The organism is Hyalangium sp., assembly GCF_045802625.1.
In the GTDB taxonomy this organism is placed as follows: domain Bacteria; phylum Myxococcota; class Myxococcia; order Myxococcales; family Myxococcaceae; genus Hyalangium.
On record NZ_JBJMQP010000251.1, the window covers coordinates 1 to 20,095 of the forward strand.

Annotated in this window: 8 protein-coding genes and 1 pseudogene; 4 read left to right on the forward strand and 5 right to left on the reverse strand. The window is 67.1% G+C overall.

Annotated features, from left to right (window positions below; all coding sequences use genetic code 11):
• A pseudogene (locus ACJ8AT_RS38990) lies at positions 1-222 on the forward strand (IS630 family transposase); the annotation flags it as partial.
• Between the two features lie 303 nt (positions 223-525).
• On the opposite strand, the gene ACJ8AT_RS38995 reads toward ACJ8AT_RS38990, so the two are convergent.
• From ACJ8AT_RS38995 to ACJ8AT_RS39015, 5 genes are all read right to left on the reverse strand, one after another.
• A complete protein-coding gene (locus ACJ8AT_RS38995; protein ID WP_407743071.1) occupies positions 526-1,098 on the reverse strand; it encodes an imm11 family protein in 573 nt (190 codons plus the stop codon).
• Positions 1,099-1,113: 15 nt separating this feature from the next.
• Entirely contained in the window at positions 1,114-2,400 is a 1,287-nt protein-coding gene (locus tag ACJ8AT_RS39000; protein WP_407743072.1) for an AHH domain-containing protein, read from the reverse strand.
• A 207-nt stretch (positions 2,401-2,607) separates the two neighbouring features.
• Entirely contained in the window at positions 2,608-3,432 is an 825-nt protein-coding gene (locus tag ACJ8AT_RS39005) for a class I SAM-dependent methyltransferase (protein WP_407743073.1), read from the reverse strand.
• 398 nt (positions 3,433-3,830) lie between these two features.
• Positions 3,831-4,355, reverse strand: a complete 525-nt coding sequence (locus ACJ8AT_RS39010) for a carboxymuconolactone decarboxylase family protein (RefSeq protein ID WP_407743074.1) — start codon at positions 4,353-4,355, stop codon at positions 3,831-3,833.
• A 6-nt stretch (positions 4,356-4,361) separates the two neighbouring features.
• On the reverse strand, positions 4,362-4,916 hold the full coding sequence (locus ACJ8AT_RS39015) for a peroxiredoxin (protein WP_407743075.1): 555 nt from the start codon (positions 4,914-4,916) through the stop codon (positions 4,362-4,364).
• A gap of 255 nt (positions 4,917-5,171) precedes the next feature.
• Between ACJ8AT_RS39015 and ACJ8AT_RS39020 the strand changes: the two genes are divergently transcribed.
• The 3 genes from ACJ8AT_RS39020 to ACJ8AT_RS39030 all read left to right on the forward strand — a co-directional run bounded on the left by ACJ8AT_RS39020 (position 5,172) and on the right by ACJ8AT_RS39030 (position 19,971).
• A complete protein-coding gene (locus tag ACJ8AT_RS39020) occupies positions 5,172-6,719 on the forward strand; it encodes a sigma 54-interacting transcriptional regulator (protein ID WP_407743099.1) in 1,548 nt (515 codons plus the stop codon).
• 265 nt (positions 6,720-6,984) lie between these two features.
• Positions 6,985-11,400: an immunoglobulin-like domain-containing protein gene (locus ACJ8AT_RS39025; RefSeq protein WP_407743076.1), complete on the forward strand. Its 4,416-nt coding sequence runs from the start codon at positions 6,985-6,987 to the stop codon at positions 11,398-11,400.
• A gap of 540 nt (positions 11,401-11,940) precedes the next feature.
• Positions 11,941-19,971 carry an immunoglobulin-like domain-containing protein gene (locus ACJ8AT_RS39030; protein WP_407743077.1) on the forward strand — a complete coding sequence of 2,677 codons (8,031 nt, stop codon included), beginning with the start codon at positions 11,941-11,943 and terminating at the stop codon, positions 19,969-19,971.
• Positions 19,972-20,095: the final 124 nt, after the last annotated feature.

A 20,095-nucleotide genomic window follows, 5' to 3' on the forward strand; every position in this document is an offset into this window, starting at 1 on the left:
CTCTACACCCCGCCCCATGCCTCCTGGCTCGATCAGGCCGAGTTGCTCCTCCGCGCCTTCGCAGCGCGCTACCTCCAGCGAGGGGAGTGGGCCAGCCGCGCTGAGCTCATGGCTCACCTCAATGCGAGCTGGCCCGAGTACAACCGCCTCTACGCGCACCCGTTCACTTGGTCCTGGACCCGCTCCAAGATGCACGCGTGGGTGGACCGCCACTTTGCCTGACTATGTCCAACAACTTCGTGGACACTCCACTAGCCAGTTCGATCTTGAGGTTCAGGACCCCAATTCGGGAAGGACTTGGCGCGCAGAGCTTGAGCTCGCTCCCCAAGTGAGTCTCGTGTTCGACCCATCGAGCCCGCCAAACTGGCTGAAGCCGCTGTAGGCCGCCTCTGTGGATCTGGACCGGGTGGCCGCATAGAGTTCGCGCCTCACCATCTGTGCGCTGCCGCGCCTCGCGGAAAGAATGGTGGCGTGCGCCACACGAGTTTGCACCGCTTCGCACGGATTCCGCTACCCGCCTAAACTCTAAACCTCTTTGAACTTCGTCCCCGTGGCCCCGATGCGCTCCAGTGCCCCCTTGATCTCGTCGGAGACGAGGAGCACCACCAGCCATCCCCAGGGGCGGAACACCTTGGCGCCACCGGCCTTGGATGGGTCGATGCGCAGGCCATGGACGGCTCGATAATTCCCCGTCTTCTCCGAGCGTCCGTCCTCAGGCTTCCAGTATTGGACCTCGGCGGACGCTTTGTCGTCGATGCACTTCACGACCCGAGTGACATTGAGGATGAAGAACTCATCGGTCCGATCTTCAACGTCCACCGGAACGAACTGCACATCGTCAGGCGCGAGTTTGGCCAGGAGCGTGGCTACCTTCGCATGAACGACGGGGGTAACCCCGACGCCCGCAAGGGAGAAGTCCAGCGGCTTGCCCTGCCGATCGATGGGAACCTTGAGACGCCCATCAACGTGCACGGGGACTCCCTTTCGGAACATCCAGGGGTTGCCCACTTCCTGGCCCGATTGATCGACAGGGTCACCCAGTTCCCAGCGCTCGGGGATGGAGACGTCATCGAACAGGTCGAAGTACCGCACCGGCATGGAAGGCACCTGGCGTCATGGGGTCCGAGTGACCAGCTTGTTGAGGTAAGTGCCCTCGGTGGCGATCTCCTGGGCCAGCTTCTTGAGCTCTGCGGTCAGCGCCTCGCGGCACTGCCTCATGTTGCTACAGCCCTCCACCGCGTCGTTCAACCTTCGGTAGACCTCCCGATGGTACTCCTCGGGATGGGGGCCCTTGTGCCCTTTGACGCGCACCTTATTGGCGGGATCGTCCAGTGACAGGCCAGCCCGGTCGAAGAGCTTCCTGAACCTGGGTGTCCATGGACCGCCGCTGTGGGTGGCATCGGGCCACTTGTCGGTGGCGATGTGGTGCTCGGGCCCCTCTGCATCCACCGGACTGGCAGCCGTCCCGCGAATGCTCTGGGCCGTTGCCGCAACAGCGTTGGGCGCGAGGGCGATGGTGACCGTATCGGCGGACACCGCCACGGACTCCACCTGCGCCACCTCCGTCAGTCGGATTCCCACCTGCGCCGCGCCCGTCGCTGACGCTTGAGCCGAGCCGGGCAGGGTGGGCACCCTGGCCGCGAAGCTCGAGGCCGTCTGCCCGATGGCCACTGAGAGCAGTAGGGCGAATGCACGCGCCGCATTCTTCCCCATCACTCTGCCGTACTTCTTCCCGGCCTCGCGGATCGCCGCGAACGAGGTGGCGTGATCCAGTTCCTCTATCAGCCGCCGCCAGCCCTGGATGAGCGTCCAGAGCGTGTCCACTCCGATGTAGCAGACGAAGGTGGCAGTGAGCACCGTCGCCAGCCCCTTGGAGAACACCGGTTCGGGCACCAGCCACATCGCGGCGTAGATCGTCATGGTCCAGTAGAGCGCCGCCTTGATCGCCTCCGGGTCGGCCATGTCCTTGAAGGACTGCATCATCTCCGGAACGATCTCTTCGATGGCGAAGGACATGCCCAGGGCGTAGCGGCCATCCCCGGTGAGGACGGGGCTGTTCATCAGCACCTTCCGGCAGTCGCCCGGTTTTCCGATGGCCGCGCAGAACCGCAGATACTCCTGGGTCACTCGCGCATCCACCTCCGCCAACTGAGAAGCTGGGGGCGGTCCGTCCAGAGGAACGACACCTTCGTGCTGGGTGTACCGGTACCAGCCACTGCGGGGTGAGGCCTGGAACAGATCCCTCGCGGCCTTCTCCGGATTGCCCGGAGGTCTCTGCTCCCGGACATTCTTGGCGATGGTCCGCGTGAACTCTTCCTGCCCCAGTTCCACCGGCCCGGCTTCGTCCGTGCCAGGGATGTGGACGAAGGGCTCGCCATGACCTGGGTCGAGGCGGACCACGCGCGTGCTACTGCAAGCAGTGGATAGCCCCCAGAGGAGGAGCATGACAGTGAGCCGACGAGAAGCCATGAGACACCCTTCGAAGCGAGGGGGGCCAACCTACGAGAACTTCACGCTCGGCCTTACGGAAGTCTTACCGGTAAGACCTCCGTAGTCCCCAGCGTACTCCACGGAGGCTCGAGCGGCTGGACCTCCGTGCTTCAGGGCCTACGCAACATCGGCGAGCAGGACCACCCACTCGCCCTTGGTGCGGCCCAGGGCGTTCTCCACGAACTCGCGGCGCAGGATGTTCCGGGCGCCGTTGGGCTGTCGCTTGTAGCCTCGCCCGTTGGCTTCCGCGATCTGGTAGGAGGCCTCGATGATTCCCCAGCCCGCTCCGCCTCCCGCCGAGGAGAAGCTTCTGACACGCTCGAAGCCCGCGCGCCTGCCCAGGCGGATCAGCGCGGGGGCGGTGAAGACGTAGAGGTGGCGCGGAATCTCGAGACCCCGCCAGTCCGGGCCCATGATGTCGTGGCCATAGGCCTCCATGTTCGGTGTCACGGCGACGAGGCGCCCACCCGGAGCCAGGACGCGACGGCACTCGGTGATGATCTCGACCGGATTGTGAACGTGCTCGAGGACGTTGTTCATCACGACGGCATCGAACGAACCCGTGGGAAAACCCTGCTCCGTGAGCTCGCCGACCCGCGCCTCCACTCCGGGAATCTTGCTCGCGACGGCGACGGCCGCTGGATCGAAGTCGAGGCCCGTGGCTTTCCAATCGAGCTTGGCCGCCGCGCGCAAGAAAGCTCCGCTGCCGCAGCCCAGTTCAAGCAACCGTCCAGGCTGTCTTCCCTGCAAGAAGAGAAGATCCGACTTGAAGTTGTCTGCTTTCCAGAAAAAGACCCGGGCGAGCGCGCCTTTGACGACAGCCTTCCAGCCACGGGTGGAATACGCATCATTGCCATCGTCAGGCTGTGAGTCGTGGGTGTAGTAAGCCTCGTAGAGCTTACGCACATCGCCGGGGACTGGCATCGGATCCACCCAGCCCATGCCACACCGGGCGTTGGTGCAACGCTTGAAATTCCAGGTCCCCGGAGCGCCGAAGAGGCAATCCCGAAGGCCCTGGTGGAGGAGCACCCCCTCCGCACCGCAGATGACGCAGGTTGCCTGGGAGCTGCAGGCCACACCAGCGTTGTCGATCAGCCCACGGCCCTCCGCGCCACCTCCAGGAGCCTGGGAGAGCGCTGAGGGATTGGGCTGGCTGTTCACAGAGGCGCTTGAGGTCATGTTCTTGTCCCCCCTGATTCTTCGCTGCTGGTGAGTGGAGGGGACCATACCAGAAGGAATGCCCAACCAGCGGATGAGGCCCGCTCGGTCCGCGTGAAAAACAGAGCGCCCCCAGGTGTCTCCACCCGAGGGCGCTCGGCACTGCAAGGCTTTAGCGAGGCTTACGACTCCAGGCCCACCGCCGCCGCGTGGATGACCGAGGCGATGCGCACAGCGTCGTGCACCTGATCCTCCGAGAGGCCGCCCTCGAGGACGACCTTCTCGTGGGACTGGATGCACATCTCACAGCCGTTGATGGCGCTGACGGCCAGGCAGATCAGCTCGAAGTCCACTTTGTTCGTGGCCACCTGCGCCAGCCGGTTCATCCGCAGCCCCGGCCGCTTGGACGAGTAGCTCTCCTTCCCGACCATGTGGCGGAAGCGGTAGTAGACGTTGTTCATCGCCATCAGCGAGGCCGCGGCGCGCGCGTCCTCGATGACGGGCTCGGGGGTGGCCAGGGCCTTCTCGGCCTCGTTGAGCATGGCCTCCTTCAGCCGCTCGTTGCGGGCAGCGAAGGCACACGCGACGGCCACGCCCCAGCGCTGCTCGGGGGTGAGGCTGCCACCCTCCAGCACCGACTGGATGTTGAGGCGGGTGTCCTTGTGGGCGTCCGCCAGCTCACTGCGAACGACTTCGATCGAGGCCATGAGCCACTACCCCGCCTTCGCCAGCTTCTTGGTGAGCGTCTCCTCACCCTTCTGCCAGTTGCACGGGCACAGCTCGTCCGTCTGGAACGCGTCCAGCGTGCGGAGCACCTCGGACACGTTGCGGCCCACGGACAGATCATTCACCGACACGTGGCGGATGATGCCCGTCGGGTCGATGATGAAGGTGGCGCGCAGCGCCACGCCCTCCTGCTTGTGCAGGATGCCCAGCGCGTTGGACAGCTCGTGCTTCATGTCCGCCAGCATGGGGAAGGGCAGGTTCTTCAGGTCCGGGTGGTGCGTGCGCCACGCATGGTGCACGAACTCGCTGTCGGTGCTCAGGCCCAGGATGACCGCGTCGCGGTCATTGAAGTCCTTGTTCTTCTTGCCGAACTCCGCGATCTCGGTCGGGCAGATGAAGGTGAAGTCCTTGGGCCACGCAAACAGGATGATCCACTTCCCCTTGTACGTGTCCTGGGTGATGGTCGTGAACTCCTTGCCCTTGTCCAGGCTCACGGTGGCCTTCACGGAGAAATGGGGAAGCTTGTCGCCGACGGTCAGCATGCTCGACTCCTTGTGGGGGTAGGAGGCCCGGCCCCTGTGGACAGGCCCGAAAGGGTTTTGTCAGCTACCACTAGAGCAGGCGCCGTGCCAGAAAAACGGGTCCAGTCTTTTCAGGAGGTTATTCACGCAACCCTTCTGAAGGGCGCCGCCCCATGGGTGAATAACGAAATATCGGTGCGTTTCACCACTGAAATTTCGGTGGGCAGCGACTATTCGTGGGGCATGGCGGAAGAGCACATCACGGCGGCCCCTCTGATGGGCAAGGAAGCAAGAGATCTGGTCGAGCTGGCCGCGACCGAGGAGAGCGTGTCCGAGCTGCTCCGGCGGGGGCTGGACTGGCTGACGCGCATCACCCGGTTCGATCTGGCCACGCTGTTCCTGCTGAAGGATGAGCGGCTGGTGGCGGTGGCGGCGCGTGGCCCGCTGGCCAACGCGAAGGTGCGCGGGCACGTGCTGGATCTGGCGAAGTTCCCCCAGGTGCGCCAGGCGCTGGAGACGCGGCGGGCGCGGGCCTTCACCGAGGAGGACCACACCAGCGAGGGAGATCCGTTCGACGGGGTGCTGGATCTGCCGCCGGGGCACTCGTGCATGGTGGTGCCGCTGTACGCGGGCGAGCGCCGCTACGGCGTGCTCACGCTGGATCGCGCCGAGTGCGAGACGTATCCACAGAGCGTGGTGGAGCTGGTGGAGGTGTACGGCCAGCTGCTGGCCACGGCCCTGCAGAACGCGGAGCAGAAGGCTGCCTTCGAGCGGCTGCACCGCCAGGACCACGAGCACGCCAAGCTGCTGGAGTCCCAGCTCGGCGGAGACTCGGAGGGCATCCTCGAGACGAGCCTGAGCCCGGTGATGAGGGATTTGGCGCGGCGGGCGCGGCAGGTGGCGGAGACGGACACGCCGGTGCTGCTGCTGGGAGAGACGGGCACGGGAAAGGAGCGGCTGTCACGCGCCATCCACCGCTGGAGCGCTCGGGCGGATCAGCCCTTCGTCACCATCAACTGCGCGGCCATTCCCGCCGGGCTGCTGGAGAGCGAGCTGTTCGGCCACGTGAAGGGCGCCTTCACCGGCGCCACCAAGGATCGCGCCGGGCGCTTCCAGATGGCCCACGGCGGCACGCTGCTGCTGGACGAGGTGGGCGAGCTGCCGGTGGAGCTGCAGGCCAAGCTGCTGCGCGCGTTGCAGGAGAAGACGTTCGAGCCGGTGGGCAGCGATCGCACGGTGCGCGCGGACGTGCGGCTGCTGGCGGCCACGCACGTGGACTTGCAGCAGGCCATTGCCCAGCGGCGCTTCCGAGAGGATCTCTATTACCGGTTGAGCGTCTTCCCGCTGCGCCTGCCGCCGCTGCGCGAGCGCATGGAGGATCTGCCACAGCTGTGCGCCTTCCTCCTGGAGGAGCAGTCGCGGCGCACGGGGCGGCGAGGCATGCGCGTGACACCCGAGGGGCTGGAGCGGCTCGCGGCGTACCCCTGGCCCGGCAACCTGCGCGAGCTGGCCAACGTGCTCGAGCGAGCCACCATCCTCTCGTCCGGCTCAGAGCTGGGCGAGGATGCGTTCGATCTTCCCGCGCGGGCTCCCACCGAGACGCCGCGCGTGCACGCTCCCGCGCTCAAGCCCGAGGCGGTGCCCACGCTCGCGGCGGTGCAGCGCGAGCACATCCTCCGAGTGCTCGCGCTCACCAAGGGCCGCATCTACGGTGCGGGCGGCGCGGCGCAGCTCTTGGGGCTCAAGCCCTCCACGCTGCAGAGCCGCATGAAGAAGCTGGGCATCGCGCGACAGGAACACTTCACCATCGAAGGTCTGAGCTGACCCGGGGTGGGTGACGATCGCCCTACGCCTTGAGTAGAGATGCGCGTCGAAAAAATCCTGTCGTGGTAGCGATTCGGTGAGAGCGCGGCGCCCTTCTTCACACAGAGAAGAGTGAAGAGGGTGACTGCCTTTGCGCGAGGCGTGCCGCTACAATTCGCAGCGGCTCCACGTGCAGCGGAGCGAGCGCCAGAGCGCCCGTCTACACGGGGGGGCAGCCACGCAGTCTCCACCCTGAGGGCACGCTGTTATGAGAATCCGCGCAGCGTTGTACGTCGTACTGAGCAGCTTGCTCTGGGCCTTGCCGGGAGTCGCCCGCGCGCAAGACCTGGTGAACGCCGAGCAGAGGACCTTCACCACGGACGCGGACTTCGCGCTCGGGGCCTTTCGAGGGACTCGGGCCGGAGCACCCGATCCGGATCAACTTCGCCTCGACTCGGGCGCCACCGTGCCGCCGTTCGTCTGGGTGGCCAACACCAACAACGGCACGGTCACCAAGGTGGACACGCGCACGGGCAAGCAGGTGGCCCGCTATGACTCCGTGCTGACGAGCAACTGGGATGGTTCGGTGCCGGCGGTGCGGCCGCCGCGCGACTCGTGCAACTCCCCGGGGCCCATCGCGGTGGATGCGCGCGGTGACGCCTACGTCCTCAACCGCAACGGCTGCGCGAGCATCACCGCCTCCATCACCAAGTACGCCGGCTCGCTGGCCTCGTGCGTGGACCGCAACGGCAACGGGAAGATCGACACCTCCGCCGACCTCAACGGGGACGGCACCATCGATCAGAGCGCCAGCGTCACGGCCGAGTTCCCGGGCCAGACGGACGAGTGCATCCTGTGGACGAAGACCTTCGCGCCCGTGGGCGAGTCGGCGCGCGCGCTCGTGGTGGACGCCGGGCAGAACGTCTGGAGCGCGGGCTTCTCGTCCTCGAAGCTCTACCGGTTGGATGGGCAGAGCGGCGCGGTGCTGAAGAGCTTCGATCTGAAGGCCGAGACGGGCTCGAGCTCCAACATCGCCGCGCTGGCCATCGGGCCGGGCGGCTACCTCTATATGTCGGACAGCAGCACGCTGCGGCTCATCCGGAAGATCGATCCGAACGCGCCGGATGGCAGCCACGTGGTGGACACGCTCACCTCGCCAGTGCCCACCTACGGCATGGTCGTGGATCCCAACGGGGTGGTGTGGCTGGGCGCGGATACGGACTCGGCCGTCGGCCTGGTGCAGGCGAACTTCCCGGCGCACACCATTCAACAGGTGGGCAGCGGCGGCGGGTGCAGTGGCCGCACCCATGGCGTGACGCTGGATGCCGCGGGGGACATCTGGGCGGCGTGCTACACGAGCAGCCGCGTGCTGCGCGTGGGCGCCGACGGCGTCGCGAAGGGCAACTGGTTCGTGGGCGCCAAGCCCGAGGGCGTGGCGGTGGCGGCGGATGGGAAGATCTGGGTCGCCTCCTCTGGAGTCGACACCCTGGCCGTCATCACCCCTTCCGTCTCCAGCTCGATCCAGAACTTCCCCGCGGGCGGCATCTCGTTCACGTACGGGGACATGACGGGCTATGAGCACAACCGCTTCGTCCTGCGCCAGGGAACGTGGAACGTCATCCATGACAGCGCCGTGGCCGGGACGAACTGGGGCACGGTGCGCTGGAACCAGGAGCCCCAGGGCGCCACGCCCACCGACACCGGCATCACCGTGGCCGTGAGGGCCGCCAATACGCGCGAGGCCCTGGGCTCGCAGGCCTTCGCCACCGTGACCAACAACCAGGCCTTTGCCGGCCTTCAGGGCCGCTACCTCGAGGTCCAGGCCGCGCTGCGCGCCGTGAACTTCGCGGCGGACCCGGTGCTGAGCGATCTGACCGTCCTCACGGGCAACCACCCCCCGGTGGCCCTGTGCCAGGACCAGAGCGTCTGCGCCAGCCCGGCGACGTGCACCGCTCAAGTCAGCGTGGACCATGGCTCGTATGATCCGGACGGAGACGCCATCTCCCTGGCCCAGTCGCCCGCAGGCCCGTACGCCATCGGCGCGAGCGCGGTGAACCTCACGGCCTCCGACAGCTTCGCCAGCGCGAGCTGCTCCGCCAGCGTGAACGTGCGTGACTGCGATCCGCCCTCCATCACCTGTGGGCCGGCCGTGCAGGCCGAGTGCTCGGGCAACCAGTCGGCCACGGTGTCGGCGGGCGGGGCGGATGCGACGGATACGTGCTCCACGGTGAGCGTGAGCGGTCCTGGCCTGGCCTCCTATCCGCTCGGAGACACGGCCGTCACGTACACGGCCAAGGACGCCGCGGGGAACACCTCGTCTTGCACCACCCACGTGCAGGTGGCGGACACGCTGCCTCCCTCCATCACCTGCCCGGCGGCCACCACCGCCGAGTGCGTGAACGGTGGCGCCTCCAACAGTGGCGTGGGCACGGCGAGCGCCTCGGACGTGTGCTCCGGGGTGACGGTGCTCTCTCCGGGCCTGGCCAGCTTCCCGCTGGGCACGGCGTCGCTGTCCTGGTCCGCGAAGGACACCTCGGGTAACTCGGCGAGCTGCTCCGCGCCGTTCACCGTGGCGGACACGCAGGCTCCCACGGTCGCCCTCAATGGCGCGGCCAGCTCCACCCTGGAGTGCGGCTCGACCTACGTAGAGGAGGGCGCCACCGCGACCGACGTGTGCGTGGGGGACTTGAGCTCCAAGGTGGTGACCACCGGCACCGTCGACACGGCCAAGCTGGGCACCTACACCCGCAGCTACACCGTGGCGGATCCGTCCGGCAATGCCGCGGTCCCGGCGACGCGCACGGTGAAGGTGACGGACACGGTGCCGCCGGCCCTCGCTCTCAAGGGCTCGGCCACGATGACGCTCGGCTGCTCCGAGCCGTTCGTCGAGCCCGGCGTCACCGCGGTGGATGCGTGCCAGGGGGACGTGGGCAACCGGGTGACCATCTCCGGCTCGGTGAACGCCGCCCAGGCGGGCTCCTACGTGCTCACCTACAACGCGACGGACCCCTCCGGGAACGCCGCCACGGCGGTGACACGCACCGTGACGGTGACGAGCACCCAGGGCCCCGTCCTCACCCTCAACGGCGCCAGCCCCCTGCCGCTCGAGTGCAAGCGCGACTGGTACTCCGAGCCGGGCGCGACGGCCGTGGAGGGCTGCTCGGGAGAGATCTCCGTCCCCGTCACCATCGAGCACCCGTACATCGACTCGAACGCCCCCGCCACGTACTCCGTCACCTACCGCGCGACGGACAATAGCGGCCGGGTGGCCACCGCCGTGCGCCAGGTCAAAGTCCAGGACACCCTGGCCCCGGAGCTCTACCTCAATGGCGCCACCAGCCCGTCGCTGGAGTGCAAAGTGGACACCTATGTGGAGCAGGGCGCCGTGGCCAACGATCTGTGCTCGGGCGATCTGTCGAAGGCCGTCCTCATCTCCGGCACCGTGAACACGAGCGCGCCGGGCGCCTATCCGGTGCGCTACAGCGTGCAGGATGGCCAGGGGCTCGTCACCGAGAAGGTGCGCGACGTGCACGTGGTGGACACGCGCCCGCCGACGATCACCCTCAATGGCTCGGCGACGCCGCAGATGGAGTGCTCGCGGGATGCCATTGTCGCCCTGGGCGCCACGGCCTCGGACTCGTGCGCCGGGGACATCACCAGCCGCATCACCATCTCGGGCACGGAGAACATCGTCGCGCCGGGCACCTACCCCATCACCTACAACGTCAAGGATCCCTCCGGGAACGCGGCCGCCGGCGTCACCCGCAGCGTCACCGTGATGGACACGAAGGCGCCCGTGGTGACGATCAACGGCGAGGCCAACATGACGCTGGAGTGCGGCGTGGACACGTACACCGAGCTCGGCGCCACGGCGTATGACGCGTGCCAGGGAGACATGACGAGCCAGCTCCACACCTACGGCAATGGCGCCAACGCCAAGGCCGTGGGCACGTACAGCATCCAGTACGGCGTGTGGGACGCGTCCGGCAACACCACCATGGCGCTGCGCACGGTGAAGGTGGTGGATCGCCTGCCGCCCACGCTGTCGCTGGTGGGGCCGGCCACCGTGCGGCACGAGTGCGCCAGCGGCACCTACGTCGATCTCAGCGCCACCGCGCATGACGCGTGCTACGGCGACCTGACGGCCAACGTCTCCACCACGGGCAGCGTGAATGCCTGGACGCGCGGCAGCTACACCCTCACCTACAACGTGCAGGACAGCACGCAGCTCAAGGCCACGCCGCTCACCCGCACCGTGCAGGTGGTGGACACCCAGGCGCCGACGTTCGAGTTCCACGACGTCACCGTGTCGCCGGCGGATCAGACGCTGCGCAGCTTCTCGCTGGCCGACTGTGTCACCGCCACCGACGCGTGCGACGGGTATGCGCAGGTCAACAACGGCACCATCCTCTCCATCTACAGCGATGAGCCCGAGGATGCGGCCGGTGACACGGATGGCAGCACCACGGGGGACATCGTCATCACCGGCACGAGCACCTTCCAGGTGCGCGCCGAGCGCCGGGGCGATGGGGATGGCCGCGTGTACGGGGTGGCCTTCGAGCTGAAGGACCAGACGGGCAATGCGCGGACGGGCGTGTGCCGGATCCGCGTGCCCACCACGGACGGCGGCACGGCGGCCGACAGCGGCGCGGGGGCGGGCTACACGGTGACGGCGCCGGCTCCGCTGGCCAGCGCGCCGTAGCCGTGAGCGCGCAGGGCCTCAGCGGGCCCGAGCCCAGACTCCCGGGCACGGCAAGGCGCTCGGGGGCCTCGGCTGATCCACGATCAGGAACAGGGTGCAACTCTTTTCAGGACAAAATAGATGCCAGAGCCCCGCAGTGTGACGCTTTGCACCTTAGGTGGGGCTCAAAAGATCGGCGACAGGGTGCGCTGATGTCTGTTGTTGTGCTACTTTTCCCTGGATTTCAAATAAAACGAGAAAATATCTGCTTGCCTGTCTCTGCTTAAAAGGGAAAATTGCGGGACGGCTGAAGATGGAGCTCTCAGCGTGAGGATGCGAGCGTGAGGTATCGGACCACCCGGTTGCGCCCACATCATCGACTGCGAGTGAATCTCCAGGGCCGTGAGTCAGCAGTCTGGGATGCCGAGCGCTTTGTTCTTTAGACCGTCGTACTTCATGCCGTGGGGGATGTACCGTATGAAACTCAAAGGCGTATGGGGAGCGTCGCTGGTGATGGTCGCATTGGCGGCCAGCTCCTGCGGCCAGCAAGATGGTGCGCCATTGCCTGAGCCGACCCCGGCTAGCGCGCACAGCTCGAGGCAGGAGATCCGCAGCGGGAACAAGGTGCTCATCCTCGGCAGCAGCGTGGCCGACGGACTGAACAGCCCCGAGGCTCAGGCGGTCTACGCCTGGGGGGGGCTGACGCCCGAAGTGGTGACTCCGGCGCAATGGCACGACATGACGGCCGATCAGTTCATGTCCTATCAGGCCATCATCATTGGCGATGCGGCGTGCCAGGCAGGCCCGGACGCATACCAGGTGGCAATCGACACCCGCGCCACCTGGGGCGCCATCGTCGACGGCGACGTGGCCATCGTTGCTGGGGCCCCGAGCTCCAACGGCCAGATTGATCTGGTGAACAGCGCCGTCAGCTTCGTGCTCAACACCGTGCAGTACCGCACGGGCATGTACATCGCGCTGGGCTGCGCCTACAACAGCGCCCCGCCCAACACGGCGGTGGCGCTGCTGGAGCCGTTCGGCACCTTCAAGGTGCAGGGCCTGTCGACGTGCGCCGACAACGGGCACATCTTCCAGATGAGCAACGACGTCATCTCCCGGAACATGTGGGACGGGTTGCTCGTGGGCAACGACGGGTGTTCGACGGGCACGGTGTTCACCACCTATCCGGATCGCACCTTCTCGTATGTGGCGCTCGCGATGAACTCCGACCCCTCGGTGCCCATTCCCGGCCAGAAGGTCTACAGCGACTTCATCTACGACTATGGCAACGAGACGCCCTTCGTGGGCACGCCGTACGTCCTGGTGCGCGGCGCCGCGCCCTACGGCGGTGGCTGCGGCTCGCCCGAATGGATCCCCTCAGGTGAGGAGTGCGACCAGGGTGATGGCATCAACGGCGCGCCGGCCAGCGGTGGACAGTTGCCCAGTGAGACGTGCTCGTGGTCGTGCCACAACAACTGGTGCGGCGACGGCCACGTGGACACGGCGTTCGGTGAGGAGTGCGACAACGGCATCAACAACGGCCGCTCGGCGGATACTTCCGGCACCATCGGCGCGTGCACCTCGTTCTGCAAGATCCCCCATATTCCGTCGGCCAACCATCCGCCGGTCGCGGTCTGCGTGAACAAGACGGTGTCGGCGACGAACCAGTGCGGCATGACGGCCGACATCAACGGCGGCTCGACGGATCAGGATGGCGATTTGGTGGGCTGCGTCCAGAGCCCGGCCGGGCCGTACAACATCGGCAACACGACGGTGACGCTGACGTGCACGGACAAGAAGAACAACTCGGCGGTGTGCTCGGCCACCGTGACGGTGCTGGACAAGGTGGCTCCGACGGTGTCGCTGGTTGCGCCGGTGAATCAGTCGGTGGAGTGCACCAAGGGCGGCACGTACACCGACCCGGGCTACAGCGCGAGCGACATGTGCTCGGGCGAGTTGCCGCAGAGCAGCATCACGAAGACCGGTACGGTGGACGTGGGTACGCCCAAGCTCTACCCGCTGAACTACTACGCCACGGATTCGGCCGGTAACAAGTCCCCGACGGTGACGCGCAACGTGACCGTGGCCGACACGCTGGCGCCCGTCATCACGGCCCCCGCAGTCAGCGCGGTGGAGTGCGCCCTGCAGGGCTACACCGATACGGGTGTCACGGCCAACGATCAGTGCGAAGGCGACGTCACGGCCAAGATCGTGAAGACCGGCTCGGTGACCACAACGGCGGTGGGTGACTACAAGCTCACGTACACCGTCTCGGACACGTCGGGCCACACCGGGCAGACGACCCGTACCGTGCCTGTGCGCGATACGACCAAGCCAGCCGTGACGCTCAATTCCCCGGTGAGCCAGACGGTGGAGTGCGGTGGCACGTATACGGATCCGGGCGCTACGGCCTCGGACCTGTGCGCCGGCGCCCTGCCGACGTCGGTCTACAGCACCACGATCAACATGGCCGTGCCGGGCGGGTACGTCATCAACTACAAGGCGACGGATCCGTCGGGCAACGCGGGCTACTCCGGCGACCGCTCGGTCACGGTGGCGGACACGCTGGCGCCGAAGCTGACGCTGGTGGGCTCGGCCAACGTGCCCTTGGAGTGCGCCGCGACCTTCAACGATCCGGGCGCCACGGCCAATGACCAGTGCTACGGCAACCTGACCAGCTCCATCGTCAGGACGGGCACGTTGGACAACAAGCTGCTGAACACCCCCCAGACGCTGACCTACAACGTCAAGGACGCGAAGAACAATGCCGCGACTCCGGTGACGCGCACCGTGACGGTGAGCGACACGCAGGCGCCGTCCGTCACCATCTCGGGCCCGCCGAGCCAGATGGTGGAGTGCGGCGGCGCGTACACGGATCCGGGCGCCACGGCGAGCGACGCGTGCGCCGGTGTGGTGGCCGCGGTGGCCAACCCCCCGGCCAACACGAACATGCCGGGCAACTACAGCGTCAAGTACACGGCGACGGACCCCTCCGGCAACGTGGGCACCTCGACCGGCAGCCGCTCGGTGACGGTGCAGGACTCGCTGCCGCCGACGCTGACGCTGCTGGGCCTGACCGACTCCACGCTGGAGTGCGGCTCGACGTATACCGACCCGGGCGCCACCGCCAGCGACCAGTGCGCCGGCAACCTGACGGCCACCATCACGAAGAGCGGCACGGTCGACAACAAGACGCCGTCCGCTACTCCCTACAAGCTGCACTACGTGGTGAGCGACAACGCCAACCACAGCGTCTCCGCGGACCGCAAGGTGACGGTGCAGGACACGCAGCCGCCGACGGTGACGATCACCGGGCAGACCGCGGTCACGGTGGAGTGCGGCGACGGGTACACGGATCAGGGCGCCACGGCCAACGACGCCTGCGTTGGAGCGCTGCCGGCGGTGGCGACCTCCACGCCCAACGCGAACGCGACGGGTAACTACTCGGTGACCTATACGGCGACGGACCCGTACGGCAACGTGGGCACCTCTTCGGGGAGCCGCACGGTGACGGTGCAGGACACGCAGCCGCCGACCATCTCCCTCAACGGTGCCGCCACCATGCCGCTCGAGTGCGGCTCGCCCTTCAACGATCCGGGGGCCACGGCGAACGATCACTGCGTCGGCACCCTGCACGTGGATGTGTCCGGTGGCGTGAACAACAAGGTCCCCAACAACTACCCGCTCACCTACAGCGCTGATGACGGCCATGGCCATGTCGCCTCGACCAGCCGCACGGTGAAGGTCAGCGACACGCAGGCGCCCACCATCACGGTCAACGGCCCGCTCTCCGACTCGTACGAGTGCGGCTCGGCCTACGTGGATCCGGGCGCCACGGCCTCGGACGCGTGCGATCTCAACCCCACGGTCAGCTCGAACAAGACGGGCGACCCGAGCAAGCCGGGCACCGTCACGTACACCTACACGGCCACGGATCACTCGGGCAACAGCTTCACCTCGCTGACCACCCGCCAGGTGCAAGTGAACGACCACGAGAAGCCGATGCTGGTGCTCAATGGCTCGGCGACCGAGACCATCGAGTGCGCTGACCCGTACACCGATCCGGGTGCCAAGGCCAACGATGCGTGCTTCGGGGACATCTCCGGCAGCATCAAGACGACGGGCTCGGTCAACAATAAGGATCCGAAGACCTACCAGCTCACCTACAGCGTGACGGATCCAGCGGGCAATGTTGCTGATGCGGTCAACCGCATGGTGACCGTGGCCGACACGAAGAAGCCGGTCGTCACCATCAACGGCCCGCTCAACGTCCCGGTCGAGTGCGGTGATCCGGCGTACCAGGATCAGGGCGCCACGGCCTCGGACGCGTGCGCCGGGGTGCTGCCGGCGGTGGCCACCTCCACGGCCAACCCGAGCGCGCCGGGCAACTACATCATCGGCTACCAGGCGACGGACCCGTCCGGCAACGTGGGCACCTCGTCCGCCAGCCGCACGGTGACGGTGAGCGACACGCTGCCTCCGACGCTGGCGCTCAACGGCCTGACCAACTCCACCCTGGAGTGCGGCTCGACGTATACCGACCCGGGCGCCACCGCCAGCGACCAGTGCGCCGGCAACCTGACGGCCACCATCACGAAGAGCGGCACGGTCGACAACAAGACGCCGTCCGCTACTCCCTACAAGCTGACCTACGTGGTGAACGACGGCAGCGGCCACAGCGTCTCCGCGGACCGCTTCGTGAAGGTGCAGGACACGCTGGCGCCGAGCATCACGGTCAACGGCCCGCTCTCCGACTCGTTCGAGTGCGGCTCGGCCTATGTGGATCCGGGCGCCACGGCCTCGGACGCGTGCGATCTCAACCCCACGGTCAGCTCGACCAAGACGGGCGACCCGAGCAAGCCGGGCACCATCACGTATACCTACACGGCCACGGATCACTCGGGCAACAGCTTCACCTCGCTGACCACCCGCGAGGTGAAAGTGAACGACCACGAGAAGCCGACGCTGGCGCTGCTCGGCCCGTCCTCCCAGACTATCGAGTGCGCCGACCTGTACACCGATCCGGGTGCCACGGCCACCGATGCGTGCTTCGGCGACATCTCCGGCAGCATCACGACGACGGGCTCGGTCAACAACATGGCCCCGAACACCTACCAGGTCACCTACAACGTGACGGATCCGGCGGGCAATCCCGCTTCGCCGCTCAACCGCCTGGTGGATGTGAAGGACACGCGCGCCCCGTCCATCACCGTCCTGGGGCCGCTCAGCCAGTCGGTGCAGTGCGGCGGCGGCACGTACGCTGATCCGGGCGCCACGGCCTCTGACGCGTGCGCCGGCGACCTGACGGCTGCCATCGTGAAGACGGGCAGCGTCAACTCCCACGCGGCGGGCAGCTACAGCATCAAGTACAGCGTGGCCGATCCGTCTGGCAACTCGGTCACCTCCTCCGACGTGCGCTCCGTCACGGTGGTGGATGATCTGCCGCCGAGCATTGCCCTCAACGGCTCGGCCAGCCCCACGCTGGAGTGCGGCACGCCGTTCAGCGATCCGGGCGCCACGGCCAATGACGCGTGCGCTGGCAACCTGACGGCCCAGATCTCCAAGACGGGCACGGTCAACGAGAAGGTGCCGGCCGCCTACCCGCTGCACTACAGCGTGTCGGATCCGTCCAACCACACGGTGACGGTGGACCGCACGGTGACGGTGCAGGACACGCTGCCGCCGACGCTGGCCCTCAATGGCTCGGCGACGCAGGTGGTGGAGTGCGGCTCCAGCTACCTGGATCCGGGCGCCACCGCGACGGACGTGTGCGCGGGCAACCTGGACGCCGCGGTGGCGGTGTCTGGCTCGGTGAACGCGGCCGCGGTGGGCAGCTACAACCTCACCTACAACGTGTCCGACACGGCGGGCCACGCTGCCGCGGCCGTCACCCGCGCGGTGCAGGTGAAGGACACGCAGAAGCCGACCATCTCGGTCACCGGCCCGCTCGATCAGACGTTCGAGTGCGGCTCCACCTATATGGATCCGGGCGCCACGGCCTCGGACTCGTGCGCCGGCGACCTGACGGCCGCCATCCAGGTGAACCGCTCGGGCAACACCAACCAGAAGGGCCAGTTCACCATCACCTACAGCGTGACGGATCCGTCGGGCAACAGCACCACCTCGCCCACGGTGCGCACGGTGCACGTGAACGACAACGTGGCGCCGACGCTGGCGCTCAAAGGCGCGGCGCTTGTGAACCTGGAGTGCGGTACTCCGTTCGTGGATCCGGGCGCCACGGCCCAGGACGTGTGCGAGGGCAACCTCAACGCCTCCATCACGGTCAGCGGCACGGTGAACACGAACGGGCCCAGGACGACCCCGTACACGCTCGTCTACAACGTGGCCGACTCGGCGGGGAACAGCGCCCCGTCTGTCAGCCGCGATGTGCACGTGCAGGACACGCAGAAGCCGACCCTCACCGTGCTCGGCTCGACCACCACCACGTACGAGTGCGGCACCACCTACACGGATCCGGGCGCCACGGCCTCTGACGCGTGCGCCGGGAATCTGACGTCCGCCATCGTCGCCACGCAGACGCCCAACCCGAGCCAGCCGGCCAACTTCACCGTCACCTACAGCGTGACGGATCCGTCCGGCAACACCACGGTCTCGCCGGTGGCGCGCACGGTGACGATGAACGACAACCAGCCGCCCACCATCTCGCTCAACGGCCCGGCCAGCCAGGTGCTCGAGTGCAGCCGCAGCCCGTACAACGATCCGGGGGCCACGGCCACCGACACGTGCGTGGGCTCGGTGCCGGTGTCGGTTAGCGGCTCGGTGAACACGCGGGTGGCGGGCCACTATGTGCTCGGCTACTCGGCTCATGACACGGTGGGCAACACCTCGCCCACGGTGACCCGCGACGTGCAGATCACCGACACGGTGGGCCCGGCCATCACGGTCAACGGCGACATTGCCGTCACCGTCGAGTGCAAGGGCACGTACGCGGATCTGGGTGCCACGGCCGAGGACGTGTGCTCCGGTCCGGCCCCGGTCACCACGGACAACCCCGTCAACACGGATGCCACGGGCTTCTACCTGGTGAAGTACCACGCGACAGACGCCAGCGGGAACACGAACGAGGCGGTGCGCAACGTGAACATCACGGACACGCAGGCGCCGGTCATCTCGCTCAACCAGCCGAACCCGGTGCAGCTCGAGTGCGGCAGCCCGTACGTGGATCCGGGTGCCACGGCGCTGGACGCCTGCCAGGGTGATGTGTCCAGCGGGGTCTTCGTCGAGTTCAACGGCGTGGATAACCACACCGAGGGCAGCTACATCGTGAAGTACCAGTCCCGCGACAAGTTCGGGAACACGGCCCACGCGTCGCGTGACGTGAAGGTCAAGGACACCACGGCCCCGGTGCTCTCGGTGGTGGGCCCGGCCACTGAGGAGATCGAGTGCGGCGTGCAGCCTGCGCTGGGGGTCACCGCCACGGACGCCTGCTACGGCGACCTGACGGCCAACATCGTGGCCACGCCGGCCACGCTGCCCAGGGTGCCGGGTGACTACACCGTCTCCTACTCGGTCACGGATCCGGCCGGCAACAAGACCACCAACGGGGCCTCGCGCCACTTCACGGTGGTGGACACGGGCACGCCGGTGCTGTCGGTCAACGGGTACACGGACCTGTATCCGGAGATCCACTACGAGTGCACGGGCCACGCGATTGGCAACGTGTGGTCGAACCCGGGCGCCACGGCGAGCGACACGTGCCAGGGCAATCTGGTGGTGCACCAGTACAACAGCGGCGACGACGATGGCGACGGCATCCCCGGCGACATCGATCCGGACGACTTCGGGCCTGGCCCGACGACGGAGGTCGAGGGTCTGTACTACGTGCAGTACCTGGCCTGGGATGACAGCTACAACATCCAGGGCGCCATCCTCTCGGTGTACGTGCAGGACACGCTCAAGCCGGTGCTGTACCTCAACGGGCCGGAGAACGTGAAGACCCAGTGCTTCCTGCCGACGCACGATCCGACCAAGCCGGGCAACGAGGTCGAGGTGGATCCGGATCCGTACGTGGAGCTGGGTGCCACGGGCGACGACCAGTGCTACGGCGACGTGTCTCCGCTGGTCCAGGTGTTCGGCGACGTGAACAAGCAGTCGCCGGGCGTGTACACGCTCGAGTACGACGTGCGTGACGGCGCCTTCAACTGGGCGGATCCGCTGACGCGCTCGGTGGAAGTCATCGACAACCTGGCGCCGAAGCTGGAGCAGAAGCCCGCGATCAAGGCGTTCCCGGTGGACAACTCCATGCGGACGGTGGAGCTGTCTGAGTGCACGGGCTACCTGTGGGATCTGTGCGAGGGTTACCTGGACATCAATCAGCGGGCGTACGATCTGCAGGTCACCTCGAACGATCCGAACATGGATCCGGGCGACGTCGTCATCAACAACGGCAAGATCCAGGTTCGTGTCCGGCTCAACACGAACGGGACTACCCGCGTGTACACGTTGGGCTACAAGGCGGACGACAGCTCGTTCAACACTGCGACGGGCACGTGCAAGGTGTACGTGCCGGTGAACCCGAACGAGACGCCGCCGTCGTTCTCTTCGCAGGCTGACACCCTGGCGGGCCGCTAGTCCCTCCAGACGGTAGAAGTCCCAGACGGCCGGTGCCCGGAGCAGAGGGCACCGGCCGTTGTGTATTCTGGGGTAACCCCCGACGGGCGGTGGGTGGGCCAGTGCTCCGCGCGGGGCTCCCATG

Coding starts and splice junctions, on each gene's coding strand:
- ACJ8AT_RS38995 (WP_407743071.1), bottom strand. CDS start 1,098: ATGCCGGTGCGGTACTTCGACCTGTTCGATGACGTCTCCATCCCCGAG.
- ACJ8AT_RS39005 (WP_407743073.1), bottom strand. CDS start 3,432: ATGGGCTGGGTGGATCCGATGCCAGTCCCCGGCGATGTGCGTAAGCTC.
- ACJ8AT_RS39010 (WP_407743074.1), bottom strand. CDS start 4,355: ATGGCCTCGATCGAAGTCGTTCGCAGTGAGCTGGCGGACGCCCACAAG.
- ACJ8AT_RS39015 (WP_407743075.1), bottom strand. CDS start 4,916: ATGCTGACCGTCGGCGACAAGCTTCCCCATTTCTCCGTGAAGGCCACC.
- ACJ8AT_RS39020 (WP_407743099.1), top strand. CDS start 5,172: ATGGGCAAGGAAGCAAGAGATCTGGTCGAGCTGGCCGCGACCGAGGAG.